We start from the raw sequence: 20,138 nt of genomic DNA, 5'->3' as shown, positions 1-20,138 counted from the left end.
CATAAAATGATAAAGAATACAAGAAACTTCTTGAATATAAAAACTAAAAAAACAAAAGATGAAGAAAAGAAAGCAAACTATGAGTACCTTGCAGAACTATATGAAGAAATTGTCTCTACCTGGAATAAAATCTATATATGTTGTGATAGTGGTGATGCTGTTCTTGCTTATATTTCAGGTACATGTTTACAAGATGAATTAAAGGAGTCTTCAAGGGAAAATGGGTTAGATAAATTTAACTTGATGGATGCATATAATCCAAAACATCTAGAAAAATTTAAAGAAAGAGCTGTAGAACTTCAAAAAAAATTTGTAAAAATAATTGAAGAGAATGGTGTCAATATAGAGGAATATGATACCGTAGAAGAGTTTATAAAAAATAATTAATTCATTTTTGTAACAAACACCATAATATATGCACCAATAGCTATAATTATGAATAAAACACCCTTAAAGGGGTGCAGCCAACAAGTTTAAAATGTTGGCTGCACCCCTTTAAATTATTTTAAAATCCAAATAATTACCTCATAATCTACATTTATGGAATAATTGTATTGTATTTTTTTACAAAACAATAGTTACATACCTTATAATACAAATGCATGAATACTGTATCAGAATTCTCTTTTTACATTGTTCTCAACAAACCCAATCTGATCAATCTCCAGTCGAATCGTATCCCCACTTTTGAGTAAATGTCCATTCTCAAGTCCACTACAGTTTGGTATTGTTCCTGTACCCATGAATTCGCCAGGATATACGGTTTCTCCTTTTGAAGCAAACGCCACTGACTGACCAAGTGTAAATAAGAACTCATTCAATTGTCCCGTTGCAACCGTTTCTTCGTTTATGATCACCCGTGTCTTAAGAGAATTAAGATGCGGCAGTAATTCATCCGCCGTCACAACAACATTTGATATAGAACTTGCAAAATCTTTTGCTTTGCATGGTCCAAATCCTGTCTGTTTCATCTCGGGAATCTGTACATTTCTTGCACTAAAATCATTAAACACACAGAAAGCACCTATGGCATCAAGCGCTGTTTTTTCATCCGCATCCCTAATCTGTTTTGTAATAATAAATCCAAGTTCCAGTTCATAGTCCAAGACCGTTGCATAATTCGGATATTTTATTTCACTTCCACTTCCAACAAAGGACAAGTGATTGCCCTTATAATAGACTGGATTCTCATAATATGCTTTTTTTGGCTTAAGTGGCGGAAATGTATTTCTAGTTATCGCTTCATATACCTTTAATATTGGGTATACAGATGGCATGCAGTTCTTAACCATTCCTCTGCCACTGTTTATCACATGCCGCTCTCCCAGCATAAAGTCACGATATAATATAGGTTTAAAAATCATGACATCTTCCATATCGAAACGTGCAAAGGAAGTTTCCTTCGCTGAAGCTATGATTTGATCAAGCTCATCCTTATGTGTTCCACGGTACTGTAAAAATGATATCAAGTCATTACAGACTGCTAATAAATCCTTATCTTTTATTTCCTCTGCTAGTTGTTTGAGCAAAATCCACTCTGCTCCACGGGAAACAGCAAGTGATGTGTTACCTTGTTTATTGAATACTAATTTTTTAATCTTCATATTTAATCCTCCATGATTGCAATTAATCTGATTGGTGATGCTGAACATCCTTTTAACGGCAATGGCATAGCCATTACTTTAAATCCATCCTTTGGCAACTGACCCAATCCAACAACCTGTTCTATGTGACAATAAGGTTTTTCTATTCCAACTCTATGCCCTTCCCAGAAGATATCCGTATTTTTTGTTTTATTAGATAAATGTCCTAGTTTAAACAGTGGTCTATCCCAGCCCCACTGATCAATTCCAGTAACATGTACTCCCTGATCAATGAGCCATTTAGTGGCTTCACCGCTAACTCCCGTTCCACTTTTAGGATAATTTCTCGTTCCTACATAACGATCTCTGCCTGTCTTTATAAAAACGATGGTACCTTCTCCTATATGTAAATTATTTTGTCTAACATAGTTTTCTAAATCTGCTTTTGTAATAAGTTCCATATCCTTTTTGTAAGACATATCAATCACAATTCCATCACCATAAAACCAATCCAAGGGTACTTCTTCAATACTCATGCTCTTTGATCCATCTGCTGTTCTAGCCGCATAGTGCCATGGCGCATCCACATGTGTAACAGAATGAACACCAAATGCAATTTTATCATCTGCCCATCCCCGAAAACTCTTTGGTAGTTTGAAAGGGTTCACTCCCATGAATGGTAATAGCATTTTTCCTTTTAGATGGCTTTTGTGCTTTATTCTTACTTTCATATACTGAGGATCTTTTTTATTTTTTTCAATGGGCTTTGTCAAGTCAATTATTTTCATTTGAATCTCCTCCTCTTGCAAGCACAATTTAAACATGATACAATATGTATCACATTTACAGATTATCATTATATGCTTTAGTCGTCAACGTACAAACCTGATACAAAAAAGGAGGTTTTGTTTCATGGATAAAAGAAAAGAGGCAAATGAACTGGTAAAGAATAAAATGGTATATGCTCTACTGAATTTACTTAAAGAAAAAAATGCCTCTTCCATATCAATTACAGAACTGATCAAAAAAGCCGGTGTTGCTCGTGCAACATTTTATCGCAACTACAATACTATAGAAGATATCATATATGAAGTCATTGATGTTATGCAACAGGATTATGAACATTCAAAGCCATTAGAAGTGGAAGATTTTCACAACTACGATTTTATGTTGCATTTATTTCAATTCTACGAAAAATATGCCGACTTTGTCCTAACCGCTGCAAAAGCTAATGTTTCAGTAAATATGCTAAACGAAATCACGGACTATATTATTCGGGTCAACGGGGATATGAAATCGAATTCCATACACAAATATGAGCTGTACTATTATTCTGGTGCCTGCTATAGTATCATTCTTCGTTGGTTGGAAGATGGAATGAGGGAATCTCCAGAAGAAATGGCGAAGGAATTTTGCAGAATCAGCTGTAACACAGCAAACTGATGTTTAAATGAAAATATGAAAGTACAAAGTTATGGAGGATATTATGAAAAGAAATGATATGATTGTCGATTGGGTAGTTAAAAAAATTAAAAAAGACTATAAAGATGATGTAAGCCTTTTACTTACTTATGGTTCTTATGAAAATGGTACAGCCAATCCATTATCAGATGTAGATTTCTATTTTATACCAAAAACAAAAAATGCATATACATGCTTGCAAAATGAATTAAACGAGGCTTCAATAGAAAACGGGTTATACAAATTTAATTTGATGGATGCATATAATGCAAAACATCTAGAAAAATTTAAAGAAAGAGCTGTAGAACTTCAAAAAAAATTTGTAAAAATAATTGAAGAAAATGGTGTCAATATAGAAAAATATGATACTGTAGAATCGTTTATTAACAATAATTAATAATATAAAATTACAGTAATAAGTTTAAGAGAATATTCTATTGATATTTAAAATCAATAGGATATGTATTTTTCAATACTAAATTAGTATTGTTAATAATAGTATTAATAAAAAAGTCTTTATCTTTTAATAATGAAAAAGAATCAATGGGAATTAATATATCATCATGTGTATTTGTTCTTATAAAAACATAATTGTCTATTAAATACAAACTTTTTAGAGAAATCCATTTATAAGCCCTTTGAGATAAATTAGTACTTAAATTCAAACCATTTTCATCAATAATCAATGTAGTGGCTTCAAAATAATTATTATATTTTTCAAATGAAAAAATTTTGCGCAATCTTTTCCTTATGCCGTATATCATATATCTTTTTCTAAATAATAAACAAACAAAGCACATAATAAGTGTAGAAATAGTATAAAATGAACTTTTAGAAAGCATAAAAACAAGAAATATCAGCAAAAGCATGAAAATTGTATTACCGATAATAGCATATTTATAATTTTTAGTTTCAGTAACATATTTTGTATGAAAATTTACTAATTCATCTATGGAAATTTTGTAATTTATCCTCACATTAGCACTCCATTCTTTACCTTTGAATAAAATCATTTCTAACATATTATACCATATTTTTAAATTTAAATATATGATAATATTAAATATCATAAAAACTCATAATTTGGTTATGTTTAAATTTTCAATAAACTAAAGTATAATGTATTTTACAATTACTATTCTATAAAAAATAAGATTGGAGTTTTAATTATGGAAATAAAATATCAAATTTCCAGGGACGATTTAATAAATTTTCACATGAAGCATTTCATTGAAACCAAAGCTTATAAACGTTCAACTATTATACAAGCAATTTCAATACTTATTTTTGCTATTTTTACTTGTATAATAATAAATCATTTATATTACTACATAATGTTGCTGTTAACATTGCTCATTTTAACGGTATATAGGAAAAGACGAATTAAATTTTTGCTCAGAAAAAAATTGAATAAAGTTTTTCTATCAGTGAAATACAATGATTGCTTCAAACCTACTAAGATAATCATAACTGAAGTTGGATTGCAAACAATCACTAGTTTATCTGAAAAAATTTATAAATGGCAATCTATAAAAATAATTAGTTTAATAGATAATTATATTTTTATCATAACTGCAGCCAATGATGAATTATTTATTCCTATTAGCGCATTTAAAGGCTATAATGATAAAAAACTCTTTTTAAACAAACTAATAGAAAATAGTAATTTAAAAATAAGTTATAAATATCCCATTGATGCTAAATATCAGTAGGATATTTATAATTTACTTTACAATTATTTTGAATAATTTTTTATTTAAATATAGAAAAGCAGCTGGAAAGGGGGACTAACCAACTGCTTTTTTATATTTAATTTATATTAAATTGGGATTGGGAAATTCATTTTCTATGTTTATATAATAACCTTTAATTGTGACAACTATATTACAATAGTACATACAATTTATTAATTAAATTATTTAATTCTAGGTTAACAAAAAAAATAATTCACATAATTTATATTATGTAAACAAAACCAACAAATCAGGTTCAATAATACCAAAAGTTGTCATTCTATAATAAAGGAGCTACTACCTTAAGCTCTTATGCCTTAAAGTAATAGCTCTTTTTCTATAATTTTAAATCATCAACGCTACCAATCCACTTTCCTACAGGTTCAATAGCTTCCTTTATAGTTCCGTCTTCAAAAGGCGATTTTAAATTTGCACTTTTTACAAGTTCCAAAAATGACTTACTTCCGCCAAGTTTACATAAATTACAGTAATCTTTCCAAGCTTCTTCCCTATTGTGCAATGACTTATTCCAGAACTGAAATGCGCATAACTGGGCAAGAGTATAATCTATATAGTAAAATGGACTCTCATAAATATGCCTCTGCTGCTGCCAATATCCGCCTAATTCCAAAAATTCATTACCTTCGTAGTCCTTATATGGCATGTATTTCTTTTCAATTTCTCTCCAGGTCTTTTTTCTTTCCTCTGGAGTCATATCAGGATTTTCATAAACAGCATGTTGGAATTCATCAACAGCTACGCCATAAGGTATAAATAGAAAAGCATCGCTTATATGATAAAATTTATATTTATCTGCTTCTTCTTCAAAGAAAAGATTAAGCCAAGGCCAAGTAAAGAATTCCATACTCATTGAATGTATTTCACAAGCTTCTAGTGTAGGAAAATTATATTCTGGTATTCCAAACCCCCTACTTGAGAAGATTTGAAAAGCATGCCCTGCTTCATGTGTAAGTACATTTACATCACCAGAAGTCCCATTAAAGTTTGAAAATATAAATGGTGACTTATACTTACTTATATACGTACAATATCCTCCGCTGCCTTTTCCTTTTTTACTTACTAAATCTAAAAGTTCATTTTCTACCATAAAGTCAAAAAATTCTCCTGTCTCTTTAGAAAGTTCAGAATACATTTTTTGAGCATTTTTTACCATCCATTCTGCTGAACCATGAGGCTTTGCATTACCTGTTTTAAAATAGAAATTAAGATCGTAGTATTCTATTTTTTCGAGTTCCAATCTTTTTCTTTGTTTTTCTACTAGCTTTTTAGCAATTGGAACTAAATATTCCTTAACTTGCTTTCTAAAATTCTTTACCATTTCAGGATTATAATCTGACCTATTAAGTCTTTTATACGCAAGTTCTACAAAACTATTAAAACCAAGCTTTTTAGCTATTTTAGTTCTAACTTTTACAAGTTTATCATATATATCATCAAATTCAACTGAATTATCGGCAAAAAATTGATATTTTAATTCACTAGCAAGTCTTCTTTCGTTTCTATCCTTTGATAAAGTAAAAGGTGTCATTTGTGAAAGATTTCTTTCCTCACCCTTATAATTTATTTTTGCAGAAGCAAGGAGTTTAGTATATTTACTTGCAAGTGCATTTTCTTCTTGAAGATCGGAAATTACTTCATCCGAAAATGTAGAGATTGCACACTCCGCTATTGTAAATAATTGTTTTCCCCATTTTTCTTCAAGTTTACCCTTAAATTTAGAGTTTATTAATGCCTTATAATAACTTGTTATAATGCCATTATATATTGGTAATTTTTCATCAAAAAAAGTCTGCTCAGCATCATAAAACTCATCATTAGTATCAATAGTATGCCTTATATATACTATTGTACTCATTGAATCAAATTCATTTCTAATATCATTAATTTCCTTAATTATTTTGTCCTGCATTTCAAAAGTATCCGCATTATTAAAATCTTTTAAAAGAAAATTAATTTTATTTTTTATTTCTTCTACATCGGGTCTTTTATATTCAAATTCTGTAAATTTCATATTGTACTCCCTTATTCTTTTTAATAAATCCATATAGACGTTCCCATCGGTATATTGTCATATATATATTTTGCATTTTCAACAGCTAGTCTCATGCATCCATGGGAAAGTGAAGCTCCTAAAGTACCATCTACAACATTACCATTCTTATCAAATAATATACTATGAAATAAATAATTGCCTTGTATTTGTGTATAGTACTTACATATAATATCATTCCCTGACTTAAATGCCCTGCCCTTACCTTGAACGAAAAAGTGTCCAGTAATTGTTGGCGTTGCTGCTGCACCTGATGTACACTGAAAAGTATTTATAAGTGTCCAATTTTTATTACTTCCATTAAAAATATAAACTCTCTGCTCTTTAAGTGAAGCTATAATTAAATATTTAGTATAGCTATCAAGATTATTTGAATTTGCAATATTTTCAGCATAAGCCTTTTTAGCTTGTACATCTGGATTTTGAACTGGATTAAGATTAGAATTACACATAGTGTCAGTGGTTGGTTTTTGATTTAGGAATTTAAAGGTGTTATCAGAAACAGAGCCATCCATATTAAGATTATGCCTATATTGGAAGTCTCTAACTGCCCAATCAGTAGCCACTCCGAATTTTCCATCATCAGTAACAGGATATCCATATGTTATTAATTTATCTTGAATGTCCTTTACTTTATCACCTTTTGATCCAACTTTATAAACTTGGGGTTTTTCCACTTCAGGGGGTTTTTTTACTTTATTTTGTTTTTTATCATTTTTAGCTGTGAGCTGCTGTGAGTTAACACTATTTTTAACTTTATTTTTTGTACTAGATGAACAACCACAAAAAAATAAAAATGTTAAAGAGGTTAATATTATAATAATTCTACTTTTAGTCATTTTCTACCCTTCATCTCATCATTAATATAAATAGTCCATGAAAAGAATAATATCGATACTATTTCATGAACTAATTATATACTTTTATGTAACTCATGTAAATATTTTTTTGTAATATTTTACATTTATTTTAGCAATAATTTACTTTAATTTATGGTAGAATTATACACTTATATTTACATCAACATTTATACAGTCTTTATTACTTTCTAGCACTGGTTTAACACATTCCTGTATATAGTCTACTACTTGACCAGGTGCTCTTCCAACAAACTTTTTAGGGTCAATAATTTCATCTATCTCTTTTTCACTTAATTTAAATGTAGAATCCTTTTTTATTCTATCAATTAAATCGTTAGATAATCCCTCTTCTTTAATCCTCTTAGCAGTTTGCATTGAATATGTTCTTATAAGCTCATGAAGTTCTTGTCTGTCCCCACCTCTTTTTACAGCTTCCATCATTATATTTTCTGTAGCCATAAAAGGTAACTCACTATTTACATGTGAAGTTATAACTTTTTCATATACAACCATATTACTTGACACATTTATATATAGATTTAATACTCCATCTAATGCCAAGAAGCCTTCTGCAACAGAAAGTCTCTTATTAGCCGAATCATCTAAAGTTCTTTCAAACCATTGAGTTGAAGCAGTAATAGCTGGATTTAAAGCATCTACAATAACATATCTAGCAAGTGCACTTATTCTCTCTGATCTCATTGGATTTCTCTTATAAGCCATAGCAGATGATCCTATTTGATTTTTTTCAAATGGTTCCTCCATCTCTTTCATATTTTGAAGAATTCTAAGATCATTACTAAATTTATAAGCACTTTGAGCTATTTCAGATAAAGTATTTAATACTATAGAATCAACTTTTCTTGGATAAGTTTGACCAGTAACATTGTATGCCTTTTCAAATCCCATTTTTGAAACTACTTTTTTCTCTAATTCTTTTATTTTTTCTTCATTGCCATTAAATAAATCCATAAAACTAGATTGAGTTCCAGTAGTTCCCTTTACTCCTCTAAGTTTCAAATTATCAATAACAAAATTTAAGTTTTCTAAATCTATCATTAAATCTTGTATCCATAGTGTGCATCTCTTACCTACTGTTGTAAGTTGTGCTGGTTGTAAATGAGTAAATCCAAGTGTAGGTAAGTCCTTATATTTCATAGCAAAATCACTTAAGTGACTAATAACGTTTATCAATTTCTTTTTTATTATTAATAACGCCTGCTTTGTTATTATCATGTCAGCATTGTCTCCAACATAGCAAGAGGTAGCTCCTAAATGTATTATACCTTTAGCTGAAGGACACTGAACACCATATGCATACACATGACTCATAACATCATGTCTAACAATTTTTTCTCTTTCCTCTGCAACTTCATAATTAATATCATCAACATGGCTTTTTAGTTCATCAACTTGTTCCTTTGTTATATTAAGACCTAATTCCATTTCACTTTCTGCTAATGCTACCCATAATTTTCTCCATGTTTTAAACTTCATTTCATCAGAAAAAAGATAACTCATTTCTTCTGACGCATATCTTCTATTAAGTGGTGTTTCATAAGTAGTTCTCATACTATACCTCCGTACGTAATATTTAGAATAATTAATTTCGTTTATAGTATACCATATAATTATATTCATTTTAATACATTTTATTCGTATTTTTTTAAATATATCGTAGAATAATGTAAAATAAAAACAATGAAAAAATTTTCATTGTTTTTATTTTACATTATTCATCTAAAGATTCTATTAATTTTGCGATTTCTTCAGCTGCTAAAGCTTCATCATCACCTGAAACTGTTATTTTAATTGTGCTGTCTTTAGTTACTCCTAAAGATAAAACTCCAATTAAACTTTTAGCATTTGCTTTCTTACCATTAAACTCCATATTAACATCTGATTTGAAACTAGATGCCTTTTTTACAAGTAATGTTGCTGGTCTAGCATGTAAACCAGTTGCACTTTTTACAACAACACTTTTTGTTACCATTAACAATCACCTCTATTTAATTTTTACTTAAATCAGCTTAGATTAGTATAACACAATTAGACTACATATTCAATAAAATTTGCGCAAAATACTACTAATCAATATAAAATTTTGCAAATTCCAAACCTGATTTTTTTACTGAATAATCTATATCATAATTTTTTACTCTCTCAGACTCTGTTATTACAACAGGTGTTGTTATAGACGCATTCTTTTCCAAAAAATCCCTATCAAAACTTAAAAGTTTGTCGCCTGCTTTTACAGCGTCCCCTTCTTTTACATATAATGCAAATCCTTTACCATCTAGCTTCGCACTATCTAACCCAACATGGATTAAAACTTTAATTCCGTCTTCATTTTCAATAGCTATTGCATGCTTAGCCTTATATATAAGCGCAACCTTACCATCAATTGGTGAAAAAACCTCACCATCTGCTGGCTCTATAGCCACACCTTCGCCCATTATTTTTTTATTAAACAAATAATCATTAATATCTGTTAAATGAATTAATGTACCATTAATAGGCAAAACCATTGTTAATACTTTACTCACAGTATCTCCCCCTACAAATTATTTTAGTTTATGTATAAACTCTTTAATGTAATTAAATCTTTCAATTATATTTTTAATTGAAATTTGATAGGAAATTTTTATACACATTCTCAATATATCACCTAATATTACCATTATACATCTTTTTATTGAATATGTAATATAAAATTATATATTTTTATTAAATTTTAAAGTAAATCACACAAACTACTACTAAAAACCAACAAATAATATTAACCAAAAATGCCTTATCCTTTGTAAAAACATCTTCGGGTTTTCCACCTATATTTTGTGTTTCCATAAGATACTGATATCTAAAAATTCCATATAAAACAAAAGGTATCGTAAACATCATACTTTTGCTTTGAGTAGAATTAAATGTATAAAGGCAATATGCCATTAAAATAGATGGAGTTACAATTGTAAGCATTTTATCAATTAATTCTACTGAATATTCTTTTAAAATTTTTCTTGTTTTTACGCTATCAGATTTTAAAGCTACTATTTCACTTTTCCTTTTATTTAAACCAAGAAATAATGAAAGCAGTATAGTGCACAGTATTATCCAAGGGGATAACTCTACATTTGTTGCAATACTTCCACTTTCTATTCTAAGAACAAACCCAGCTGTAATAACCATTACATCAATTATCACAACATTTTTTAAAATAAACGAATAAAATATATTCATTACAATGTACACAAGTATTACTATCAATACTTCAAAATTAAATCTGTACGTAAATATTAAAATTATTAAAAATAAAACAATATCTAAAATTATGCCCTGCAATTTTGATACTTTACCACTTGCAATTGGTCTAAACTTTTTTACAGGATGCAATTTATCTTTCTCAACATCAATTATATCATTGAGGACATAAATACTTGAAGATGCCAAACAAAACATAATAAATACAAGTATATTTGCCAAGAATAAATCTTTACTAACGAAATTTCCGGAAAATAATACCGCACCAAATACAAAAAGATTCTTGGTCCATTGCTTAGGCCTCATAAGTGCGATTAACGATTTAATGTCAATTTTTATCATTATACTCCTCCAAACAAAATATCTTTTAGTTTATATATAGTGAAACTATCAAATATAATTTAACACATTTTTAAAGAAAATAAAAGAGACCTGAATAAACTTCAAAGTCTCCTTATAGAATTACTAACTACCTAGGTTGAACTATCAATTTAATTGCAGTTCTTTCCTCTCCATCTATTTCAATATCAGTAAATGCTGGAATACAAACAAGGTCTATACCACTTGGTGCTACAAATCCCCTAGCTATAGCTATAGCCTTGACAGCCTGATTAATCGCACCAGCACCTATTGCTTGAATCTCAGCTGCACCTCTTTCCCTTAAGACTCCTGCTAAAGCACCTGCTACTGAATTTGGACTTGATTTTGCTGAAACTTTTAACACTTCCATAATAACCCTCCTAAGTTGATAAAATTGTGTGAACATTATTAATTTAATAGTATAGGTATATAATTCTACATATTTTAAAAAATTCCTGCTAAATTCCAAAAATATATAAGTAAAAAATTCCTTTCAATAAATATTGAAAGGAATCGTTTTTAATTAATATATTTCTATTTTGCATATTCAATAGATCGGGTTTCACGTATTACATTAACTTTGATTTGACCAGGATATTCTAATTCTTCTTCAATCTTCTTTACAATATTCCTAGCCATTTCTACAGAACCCGTATCATCTACTGTTTCTGGTTTAACCATAATTCTGATTTCTCTTCCAGCCTGAATGGCATATGACTTTTCTACGCCTTCATAAGAATTAGCAATTTCTTCTAACTTTTCTAGTCGTTTAATATATGCTTCTAATGTCTCTCTTCTTGCTCCCGGTCTTGCCGCTGATATTGCATCCGCAGCCTGAACCAATATTGCTTCCAATGATTGAGGTTCAACATCACCATGATGTGCACCAATAGCATTAACAATTAAAGAAGATTCATGGTATTTCTTTGCAACTTCCAAACCAATAAGTGCATGTGGTCCTTCTACTTCATGATCTACTGCTTTACCTATATCGTGAAGCAAACCTGCCCTTTTAGCGAAAGTTGGATCTATTCCTAGTTCAGCTGCCATAAAACCAGCTAAATATGATACTTCAATAGAATGCTTTAAAACATTCTGACCATAACTAGTTCTGTATTTTAATCTACCAAGTAGCCTGATAAGTTCATTATGTAATCCATGAACTCCTGTTTCAAATGTTGCTTGTTCGCCTTCTTCTTTAATATTGTTTTCTACTTCTTTCTTAGCTTTTTCAACCATTTCTTCAATTCTTGCTGGATGAATTCTACCATCCAAAATCAATTTTTCAAGAGCAATTTTTGCAACTTCTCTTCTAATTGGATCAAATCCTGATAAAATAACTGCTTCAGGAGTATCATCTATTATGAGATCAACACCTGTTAAAGTTTCAAGGGTTCTAATATTTCTACCCTCTCTACCTATTATTCTACCTTTCATTTCATCATTTGGAAGTGCTACAACATAAACCGTTGACTCAGCAACGTGATCTGCTGCACATCTTTGAATAGCGTAAGTTATAATTTCACGTGCTTTTTTATCTGCTTCTTCCTTAGCACGTTGTTCAACATCTTTAATCATAACTGCTGCATCATGCTTTATTTCTTTATTAATTTCTTCTAAAAGCATTTGCTTAGCTTCCTCAGAAGTTAAACCTGAAAGTCTTTCAAGTTCTTTTCTCTGCGTTTCATATAAACTTTCAATATTTTCTTCTTTTTCTTTTATTGAAACTTCTCGCTGATTTAGAACTTCCTCTCTCTTTTCCAGCATATCACCTTTTTTGTCTAAGGCTTCTTCTCTTTGAATATTTCTTCTTTCTAATCTTTGAATTTCACTTCTTCTTTCTCTTGTTTCCTTGTCAAGATCTGCTCTGAGTTTATGAACTTCCTCTTTTGCTTCTAGAATAGCCTCTTTTTTCGTAGTTTCGGCTTCTTTATTAGCGTCCTCTTTGATTTTTTTAGCTTCTTCTTCTGCCTTGGAAATTTTTGCCCAAGCGTAATTTTTTCTAAGATACACTTCAAGCGCTACTATTATAAATATAACTACAATAATAGCTATCAAGTTATAAATACTCATTGCCTAAAACACCTCCTTTGCTTATTTTGCCACAACATTATTAAGTAGATGAAAGCTATGAAAAGGTGTCATATATATTCAATTGACAATCATTCGAATATGCTAAACCAGTATTTGTATATTATTAATTGTATATTACTTTAACTATTATGTCAAGTTATATAAGTTTTAATATATATTAATCTAATATTAATTTTTAATAATAAAAAACCGCATTTTTAGCGGTTTTTATTATAAATTTATTAAGCATAATCAGATTATTTTTTTTCTGTATTTTTTTCCTCTTTTGGCTTTTCACTCTTTTTATCTTCCCCAACAAGAGGCAATTCGTATTTTTCTCTTATTTTATTTTCTACTTCAAGTCTAACTTCAGGATTTTCTTTAAAAAATTGCTTTGCATTTTCTCTTCCTTGTCCTAATCTTATTTCGCCATAGGAAAACCATGCACCACTTTTTTGAATTATTTCTTCTTTAACTCCAACATCAACAATATTTCCTTCTCTTGATATTCCTTCATTATACATAATATCAAACTCTGCTTGTTTAAAAGGAGGTGCCACCTTATTTTTTACAACTTTAATTCTTGCTCTGTTACCAATCATCTCTTCGCCCTGTTTTATTGAATCAATTCTTCTTATATCTAATCTTACTGATGCATAAAATTTTAGAGCTCTTCCACCTGGTGTAGTTTCAGGATTTCCAAACATAACTCCAACTTTTTCTCTAAGCTGATTAATAAAAATGGCAACACATTTTGTTTTATCAATAGAACCAGCTAATTTTCTAAGTGCTTGTGACATAAGTCTTGCTTGGAGTCCAACGTGTGAATCACCCATTTCGCCCTCTATTTCAGCCTTTGGAACAAGTGCCGCAACAGAATCTATTACTATTACATCAATAGCTCCTGATCTAACTAAGGCTTCTGCAATTTCAAGTGCTTGTTCACCCGTATCAGGTTGAGATACTATTAAATTTTCTATATCAACACCTAATCTTTTTGCATATTGTGGATCTAAAGCATGCTCTGCATCAATAAACGCAGCTGCTCCACCTTTTTTTTGTGCTTCAGCAACTATATGAAGTGCTACTGTTGTTTTACCTGATGATTCAGGTCCAAATATCTCGATTATTCTTCCTCTTGGTACTCCGCCTATTCCTAGTGCTATATCAAGTGATAAACAACCTGTTGATATTTCATCAATATTAAGAGTACTATGTTCTCCTAGTTTCATTATAGCGCCTTTACCAAATTGCTTTTCTATCTGCCCCATAGCCATATCTATAGCTTTTAACTTTTCATTATCCATATTATTCCCTAATGGGTTCACCAACCTCTCTACGTTTTCGAACATTTGTTCTTTGAATATATTATATAATAAAATTAATCATAGGTCAAATGTTTCCTATGATTAATTTTTGCCATAAACAAGCCTTTTTAAACAAACTATTTATCTTTAAGTAAAATCTCCTTATTTTTTACAAAGTAATCTATTCCAGAAATTACTGTTACTATAGCAGCTATATACATAGTAATCTCTGTTCCATAATGGAAAAATCCTACTATATGTTTCGGGCGAATGTTTAAAATATGTAAATTATATATCATTTTATTAAATACAACATTTTTTCGTACATTTAAGTATAAAAGAGCAAAAATTAATGCTACGATTTGGAAAACAGTTTTAATTTTTCCCCACCAGCCTGCAGCCATAATAATACCCTCAGCAGCAGCAACAGTTCTAAGTCCAGTAACTGCAAATTCTCTTGCTATTATAACTACTGCTATCCAACCAGGTATAACGTGAAATTCTACAAAAGTTATTAGTGCAGCTGAAACTAATAGTTTATCTGCAAGAGGATCCATTAATTTTCCAAAAGTAGTTATTTGATTTCTACTTCGTGCTATATATCCATCAATTTTATCAGTGATTGCTGCCACAATAAATATGACAGTAGCTATAGTTTTACCAAAAGGTATTCCCTTTGGCAAAATAAAGACTAAAAATGCAGGTATCAAAAATATTCTAAGCAAGGTTAGTTTATTTGCAAGATTCATCACATACAACTCCTATTAAATCATATTCTAAATTCTTTATAATTTTTACATCAGCAAAATCTCCATTTTTTAACATTTGGTCAGATTTAAAGAACACCTTACCATCAATTTCTGGAGCCATTTCATAGTTTCTTCCATAGAAATATTCACCATTAAATCCTTCAACTAATACCTTGTATACATTACCTATCTTTCTATGATTAAGTTCAGTAGATATAGCCTGCTGAATAACCATTATATCTTCTTCTCTTTTTTGTTTTATATCCTCGTCAATCTGCATAGGCATTTCAGCAGCTTTTGTGCCTTCTTCCTGTGAATATTTAAACACTCCCAATTTATCGATTTTTGTTTCTTTAACAAAATCATAAAGTTCTTTGAAGTTTTCATCGGTTTCACCCGGAAAACCAACTATAAGTGATGTTCTTATTATAATTTCAGGAACAGTATTTCGAATAAGTTTTATTTTTTCAGTTATCTCTTCTTTTTTTGTTCTTCTAAGCATCTTTTTTAATATATCATTGCTTATATGCTGTATAGGCATATCTATATATTTACACACCTTTTCATTAGAAGCAATTTCATTGATTAAATCATCTGTTATTTCTTCTGGGTAACAGTACATTATTCTAATCCATTCAAGTCCATTTATTAATGATAATTCTCTCATTAATTCATGAAGCCTTTTTTTACCATATAAATCAGTTCCATACCTAGTAGTATCTTGAGCTATAAGTATAATTTCTTTTACACCTTGCTCTACCAATTCATTAGCTTCCTTTATAATTTCATCAAATTCTCTGCTTCTATACTTACCTCTAATTTGAGGTATTATACAATAAGAGCAAAAATTGTTACAGCCTTCAGCTATTCTAATGTATGCGGAGTAGGTTCCTGTACTTATAATCCTCTTTCCTGCATTAATATTTCTATCACTATAATTGCAATAAACTTCTTTTTTTCCTTTATTAAAAAATTCTTTTATAATTTCGTCAAGCTTATCATAATTATTAACACCAAGTATTGCATCCAATTCTGGCATAAGCTTCATTAACTCTTCACCATATCTTTGTGTTAAACAGCCTGTTCCAATGAGCATTTTACAATTGTATTTTTTCTTATATGTACTCATTTCTAATATAGTATTTATAGATTCCTGCTTAGCTGATTCTATGAACCCACAAGTATTTATAAGAATTATATCTGCTTTTGTTGGGTCATTTTCTATTACATAATTACCATTTGCTTTTCCCAATATTATTTCACTATCTACTCTATTTTTATCGCAACCTAAACTAACTACTCCAAATCTTAATTTATTCAAGACTTTTCCTCCCAGCGCATTTTATTAAAACTACCAAACTTGTTACAAAAAGATTACAGTTACAAATTATATTTTATTACTTTAAATAAAATTAAACAAGGAAATTTTTTTTATTTAATCATTGTTAATAAAAAATTTTCACTTTAAATGTATAATATTCTTATACGGTAAATTTTACATATTCTCAATTTCTTCTTTACTAATCAGTATATTTCTTGGTTTGCTTCCATCCCTTTGAGATATATACCCTTTTTCCTCCATTTGCTCTATTATTCTTGCTGCCCTATTATACCCAATTCTAAGCTTTCTCTGAATAAGTGAAGTTGATGCTTGATTACATTCCACAACTATTTTTAATGCTTCAGTTAAAAGCTCATCATCATCAGAATCTGCTTTAGCTACATTATTATTTATTTGTTCTATAATTTCTTCCTTATATTCTGATTTCGTTCCTTGATTTTTTATAAATTCCACAACCTTTTCTACTTCCTCTTCAGATATAAATGCTCCCTGAATTCTTACTGGTTTGGATTCCCCAACAGGATTAAAAAGCATATCTCCTTTGCCAAGTAATTTTTCTGCTCCAGACATATCTAATATTGTACGTGAATCAATTTGGCTTGAAACTGCAAAAGATATTCTAGATGGTATATTTGCTTTTATTACACCTGTTATTACATCTACAGAAGGTCTTTGAGTTGCAATAACTAAATGCATTCCTGCTGCTCTAGCCATTTGCGCAAGCCTTCCTATATAATCTTCAACATCATTCGGACATACCATCATAAGATCCGCAAGCTCATCTATAATTATAACAATCAGCGGCATCTTACTTTGGACTTTATTTTTATGAAAAAGTTCATTATATCCTTCAACGTTTCTAACATTATTTTCTGCAAAAACTTTGTATCTTCTTGTCATCTCATTAACTGCCCAACTTAATGCACCAGCTGCTTTTTTAGGATTAGTTACAACTGGTATTAAAAGATGAGGGATTCCATTGTAAACATTAAGTTCAACAACTTTAGGATCAATCATTAAAAGTTTTACATCTGATGGTGGATATTTATATAGAAGACTTATTATAAGTGTATTTATGCATACACTTTTTCCAGAACCTGTAGCACCTGCAATTAAAAGATGCGGCATTTTAGTTAAATCTGTAACAACGCAATTTCCACCTATATCCTTTCCCAATGCAAAAGCTAAATGTGCCTTAGAATTAGCAAATGAATCAGAATCTATTACTTCACTTAAAAAAACAGGTGTCAATTCTTTATTTGGCACCTCTATTCCAATAGCAGCTTTACCTGGTATTGGCGCTTCTATTCTAACCCCAGCTGATGCTAAGTTAAGTGCTATATCATCTGCTAAATTCACTATTTTACTTACTTTAACACCTGCACTTGGCTGAAGTTCATATCTTGTTACTGATGGTCCCCTTGATACCTGTGTTACTTTAGCATCAACTCCAAAACTGTTTAATGTATCTGTTAGTTTAGCTGCACTTGAAAGTAATTCTTTTTTATCGCTCTTATTCATTTTGTTAAGTTCATTTATATTTAATAAATTGGGCTTTGGATATTCATAGTTTAATTCACTATCTATATTTGAATTTTGTTCAATTTCACTTTCTAGTTCTTTGCTTATCTCTTCACTATCATTTACATCCTGTGAATCATGTATTTTAATATCAGCAGCAACTTGTCCATCGTTTTTAGAATCTAAATTCCCATCATTTTTTAAAAAATCAACTATTTTAATTTTCCCAGCCAGCTTTTTGGTTATTCCACTAGGTTCATTACCCTTTTCTTGTAAAGCCTCTTCTTCATAAGTTGGTTCTTCCTTAATAATAGGCCTTTCCTTTGATTTTTTAGGAATCCTTTTAATCTTTATTATATCACCAAGAGATTTCTCTGAAATAAGAAGAAAAGCAACTAAATATGCGGATATAAATATTACAATATAACCTTTGCCAAACAGTTTATAAATAGGTATATCTAGTAAATAACATATTATTCCTCCATGAAACACACTGTTTGAATTATATATTAACTTTATTCCTTGCGATAAATTATTATTTATATAATACTCATCTAACACATTCATTTGTATAAACATTAGTGTATTAATAAATGCTAATATAAGTCCATAAAACCTTTTACTAAAATTAATTTTTCCTCTTTTTACTATATAACATATTCCAATGAACATTAAAAATATGGGAAGTACATATGCACCTAATCCAACTATAGTGAAAAGAAGCTTTTTCATTCCTACTCCTATTATTCCTGTGAAACTAGTAAAAAACATACTTAATGAAGCAAATGCTCCAAATGCAAATATAGCAATTCCGGCGATATCACTATTCAAAGTAGTTTCTGAAGGCTTATCATTTATATTTTTTTTACGTTTTCTATTTCTTGACACCTATAATCACCTCCATCGTAAGGTTATCGACTTTATTATTTAATTTATAGGTATTCAAAAATATTTTAGGCATAAGCTTTTGAACCATATATAAATTAAGTATTGTTACATAACCCTTTAATTATTATTTTCTACATAAAACATAATAATCCTTTTTATCTTAAGTTAATTACTATAATTAACCATAGGATTTTTCCTATGGTTCTTTTGAAGGTGATTTCATTAGAAATTCATTTAAGTTAAAAGATTTTATACACTAGCATCCTTATTGTCGATTAATTCGTTTAACTTCTTAATGGCATCTTTTAATCCACCAACTCCATCGATAAGCCCACAATCTACTGCCTGTTTGCCTATTAAAATTGTTCCCATATCATTTAATAAATCATTTGTTTTAACCATCATAGCTTTTAAATCTTCTTTTGATACTTTAGAAGTTCTAACTATAAATTCATTTATTCTTTCCTGCATTTTATTAAAATATTCAAAGGTTTGTGGAACACCCAATACAAGCCCATTCATTCTTATTGGGTGTATTATCATCGTTGCACTTGGTGAAATATATGAGTAATCAGCTGCCGTAGCCAAAGGAACCCCTATTGAATGTCCACCACCTATAACAAGAGATACTGTTGGCTTACTCAAACTCTGTATCATCTCTGCAATTGCAAGCCCTGCTTCTACATCCCCTCCTACTGTATTTAAAACCACTAAAACACCCTCGACTTTTTTGCTGTTCTCCATAGAAATTAATTCTGGTATAACATGCTCATACTTTGTTGTTTTAGTTTGAGAAGATAGAACTGCATGACCTTCAATTTGCCCAATTATCTGTATAAATTGTATTCTTTCATCGGTCTCTGGGACTCCTTCTTCTACTCCAAGTTCTTTTATATTTTCATTTTGCGAATCTTCTTTTTCATCTTCCATAA

20 protein-coding genes are annotated in these 20,138 nt (G+C 29.9%); 4 read left to right on the top strand and 16 right to left on the bottom strand.

The window, feature by feature from the left end; translation table 11 throughout:
* Positions 1-6: 6 nt before the first annotated feature.
* Positions 7-387 (top strand): hypothetical protein, encoded by a 381-nt coding sequence (locus tag CUEA01_RS08610; protein ID WP_234121240.1) that lies wholly within the window; start codon positions 7-9, stop codon positions 385-387.
* A 227-nt stretch (positions 388-614) separates the two neighbouring features.
* Here the strand turns inward: CUEA01_RS08610 and CUEA01_RS08605 are convergent, their stop codons facing one another.
* Complete coding sequence (locus tag CUEA01_RS08605) at positions 615-1,604, bottom strand: fumarylacetoacetate hydrolase family protein (RefSeq protein ID WP_234121239.1); 990 nt, start codon at positions 1,602-1,604, stop codon at positions 615-617.
* Between the two features lie 2 nt (positions 1,605-1,606).
* Positions 1,607-2,371, bottom strand: a complete 765-nt coding sequence (locus CUEA01_RS08600) for a cyclase family protein (RefSeq protein WP_234121238.1) — start codon at positions 2,369-2,371, stop codon at positions 1,607-1,609.
* A gap of 124 nt (positions 2,372-2,495) precedes the next feature.
* Between CUEA01_RS08600 and CUEA01_RS08595 the strand changes: the two genes are divergently transcribed.
* Both CUEA01_RS08595 and CUEA01_RS08590 read left to right on the top strand, forming a co-directional pair.
* Positions 2,496-3,026 carry a TetR/AcrR family transcriptional regulator gene (locus tag CUEA01_RS08595; protein WP_234121237.1) on the top strand — a complete coding sequence of 177 codons (531 nt, stop codon included), beginning with the start codon at positions 2,496-2,498 and terminating at the stop codon, positions 3,024-3,026.
* Positions 3,027-3,069: 43 nt separating this feature from the next.
* The gene (locus tag CUEA01_RS08590) at positions 3,070-3,441 is read left to right on the top strand and encodes a nucleotidyltransferase domain-containing protein (protein WP_234121236.1); all 372 of its coding nucleotides are present in this window, start codon (positions 3,070-3,072) and stop codon (positions 3,439-3,441) included.
* A gap of 37 nt (positions 3,442-3,478) precedes the next feature.
* Here the strand turns inward: CUEA01_RS08590 and CUEA01_RS08585 are convergent, their stop codons facing one another.
* Entirely contained in the window at positions 3,479-4,021 is a 543-nt protein-coding gene (locus CUEA01_RS08585) for a hypothetical protein (RefSeq protein WP_234121235.1), read from the bottom strand.
* 192 nt (positions 4,022-4,213) lie between these two features.
* Between CUEA01_RS08585 and CUEA01_RS08580 the strand changes: the two genes are divergently transcribed.
* Positions 4,214-4,756 (top strand): hypothetical protein, encoded by a 543-nt coding sequence (locus CUEA01_RS08580; protein WP_234121234.1) that lies wholly within the window; start codon positions 4,214-4,216, stop codon positions 4,754-4,756.
* Between the two features lie 358 nt (positions 4,757-5,114).
* Here the strand turns inward: CUEA01_RS08580 and CUEA01_RS08575 are convergent, their stop codons facing one another.
* From CUEA01_RS08575 to CUEA01_RS08515, 13 genes are all read right to left on the bottom strand, one after another.
* Positions 5,115-6,809 carry a M3 family oligoendopeptidase gene (locus CUEA01_RS08575; RefSeq protein ID WP_234122150.1) on the bottom strand — a complete coding sequence of 565 codons (1,695 nt, stop codon included), beginning with the start codon at positions 6,807-6,809 and terminating at the stop codon, positions 5,115-5,117.
* A gap of 20 nt (positions 6,810-6,829) precedes the next feature.
* Positions 6,830-7,687 (bottom strand): L,D-transpeptidase family protein, encoded by an 858-nt coding sequence (locus CUEA01_RS08570; RefSeq protein ID WP_234121233.1) that lies wholly within the window; start codon positions 7,685-7,687, stop codon positions 6,830-6,832.
* 162 nt (positions 7,688-7,849) lie between these two features.
* Entirely contained in the window at positions 7,850-9,280 is a 1,431-nt protein-coding gene (gene purB / locus CUEA01_RS08565; RefSeq protein WP_234121232.1) for an adenylosuccinate lyase, read from the bottom strand.
* Between the two features lie 160 nt (positions 9,281-9,440).
* Positions 9,441-9,701: an HPr family phosphocarrier protein gene (locus tag CUEA01_RS08560; protein WP_234121231.1), complete on the bottom strand. Its 261-nt coding sequence runs from the start codon at positions 9,699-9,701 to the stop codon at positions 9,441-9,443.
* 94 nt (positions 9,702-9,795) lie between these two features.
* Complete coding sequence (locus tag CUEA01_RS08555; RefSeq protein WP_234121230.1) at positions 9,796-10,254, bottom strand: PTS sugar transporter subunit IIA; 459 nt, start codon at positions 10,252-10,254, stop codon at positions 9,796-9,798.
* Positions 10,255-10,435: 181 nt separating this feature from the next.
* Positions 10,436-11,299, bottom strand: coding sequence for a decaprenyl-phosphate phosphoribosyltransferase (locus CUEA01_RS08550; protein WP_234122149.1), 864 nt, complete (start codon positions 11,297-11,299; stop codon positions 10,436-10,438).
* A gap of 136 nt (positions 11,300-11,435) precedes the next feature.
* Positions 11,436-11,696, bottom strand: a complete 261-nt coding sequence (locus tag CUEA01_RS08545) for a stage V sporulation protein S (RefSeq protein WP_053241904.1) — start codon at positions 11,694-11,696, stop codon at positions 11,436-11,438.
* Positions 11,697-11,860: 164 nt separating this feature from the next.
* The gene (rny, locus tag CUEA01_RS08540) at positions 11,861-13,399 is read right to left on the bottom strand and encodes a ribonuclease Y (RefSeq protein ID WP_234121229.1); all 1,539 of its coding nucleotides are present in this window, start codon (positions 13,397-13,399) and stop codon (positions 11,861-11,863) included.
* Positions 13,400-13,656: 257 nt separating this feature from the next.
* Entirely contained in the window at positions 13,657-14,706 is a 1,050-nt protein-coding gene (gene recA / locus CUEA01_RS08535; protein WP_234121228.1) for a recombinase RecA, read from the bottom strand.
* A 137-nt stretch (positions 14,707-14,843) separates the two neighbouring features.
* Positions 14,844-15,455, bottom strand: coding sequence for a CDP-diacylglycerol--glycerol-3-phosphate 3-phosphatidyltransferase (pgsA, locus tag CUEA01_RS08530; protein ID WP_234121227.1), 612 nt, complete (start codon positions 15,453-15,455; stop codon positions 14,844-14,846).
* Positions 15,439-16,776, bottom strand: a complete 1,338-nt coding sequence (gene rimO, locus CUEA01_RS08525; protein ID WP_234121226.1) for a 30S ribosomal protein S12 methylthiotransferase RimO — start codon at positions 16,774-16,776, stop codon at positions 15,439-15,441. Before rimO ends, pgsA begins: the two co-directional genes overlap by 17 nt.
* A 174-nt stretch (positions 16,777-16,950) precedes the next feature.
* Positions 16,951-19,206 carry an FtsK/SpoIIIE family DNA translocase gene (locus tag CUEA01_RS08520; RefSeq protein WP_234121225.1) on the bottom strand — a complete coding sequence of 752 codons (2,256 nt, stop codon included), beginning with the start codon at positions 19,204-19,206 and terminating at the stop codon, positions 16,951-16,953.
* A gap of 249 nt (positions 19,207-19,455) precedes the next feature.
* Complete coding sequence (locus CUEA01_RS08515) at positions 19,456-20,136, bottom strand: ClpP family protease (RefSeq protein WP_234121224.1); 681 nt, start codon at positions 20,134-20,136, stop codon at positions 19,456-19,458.
* Positions 20,137-20,138 lie beyond the last annotated feature (2 nt).

Source organism: Clostridium hydrogenum (genome assembly GCF_021432385.1).
Lineage (GTDB): Bacteria > Bacillota > Clostridia > Clostridiales > Clostridiaceae > Clostridium_S > Clostridium_S hydrogenum.
This window is presented reverse-complemented; position numbering and strand designations above follow the sequence as displayed.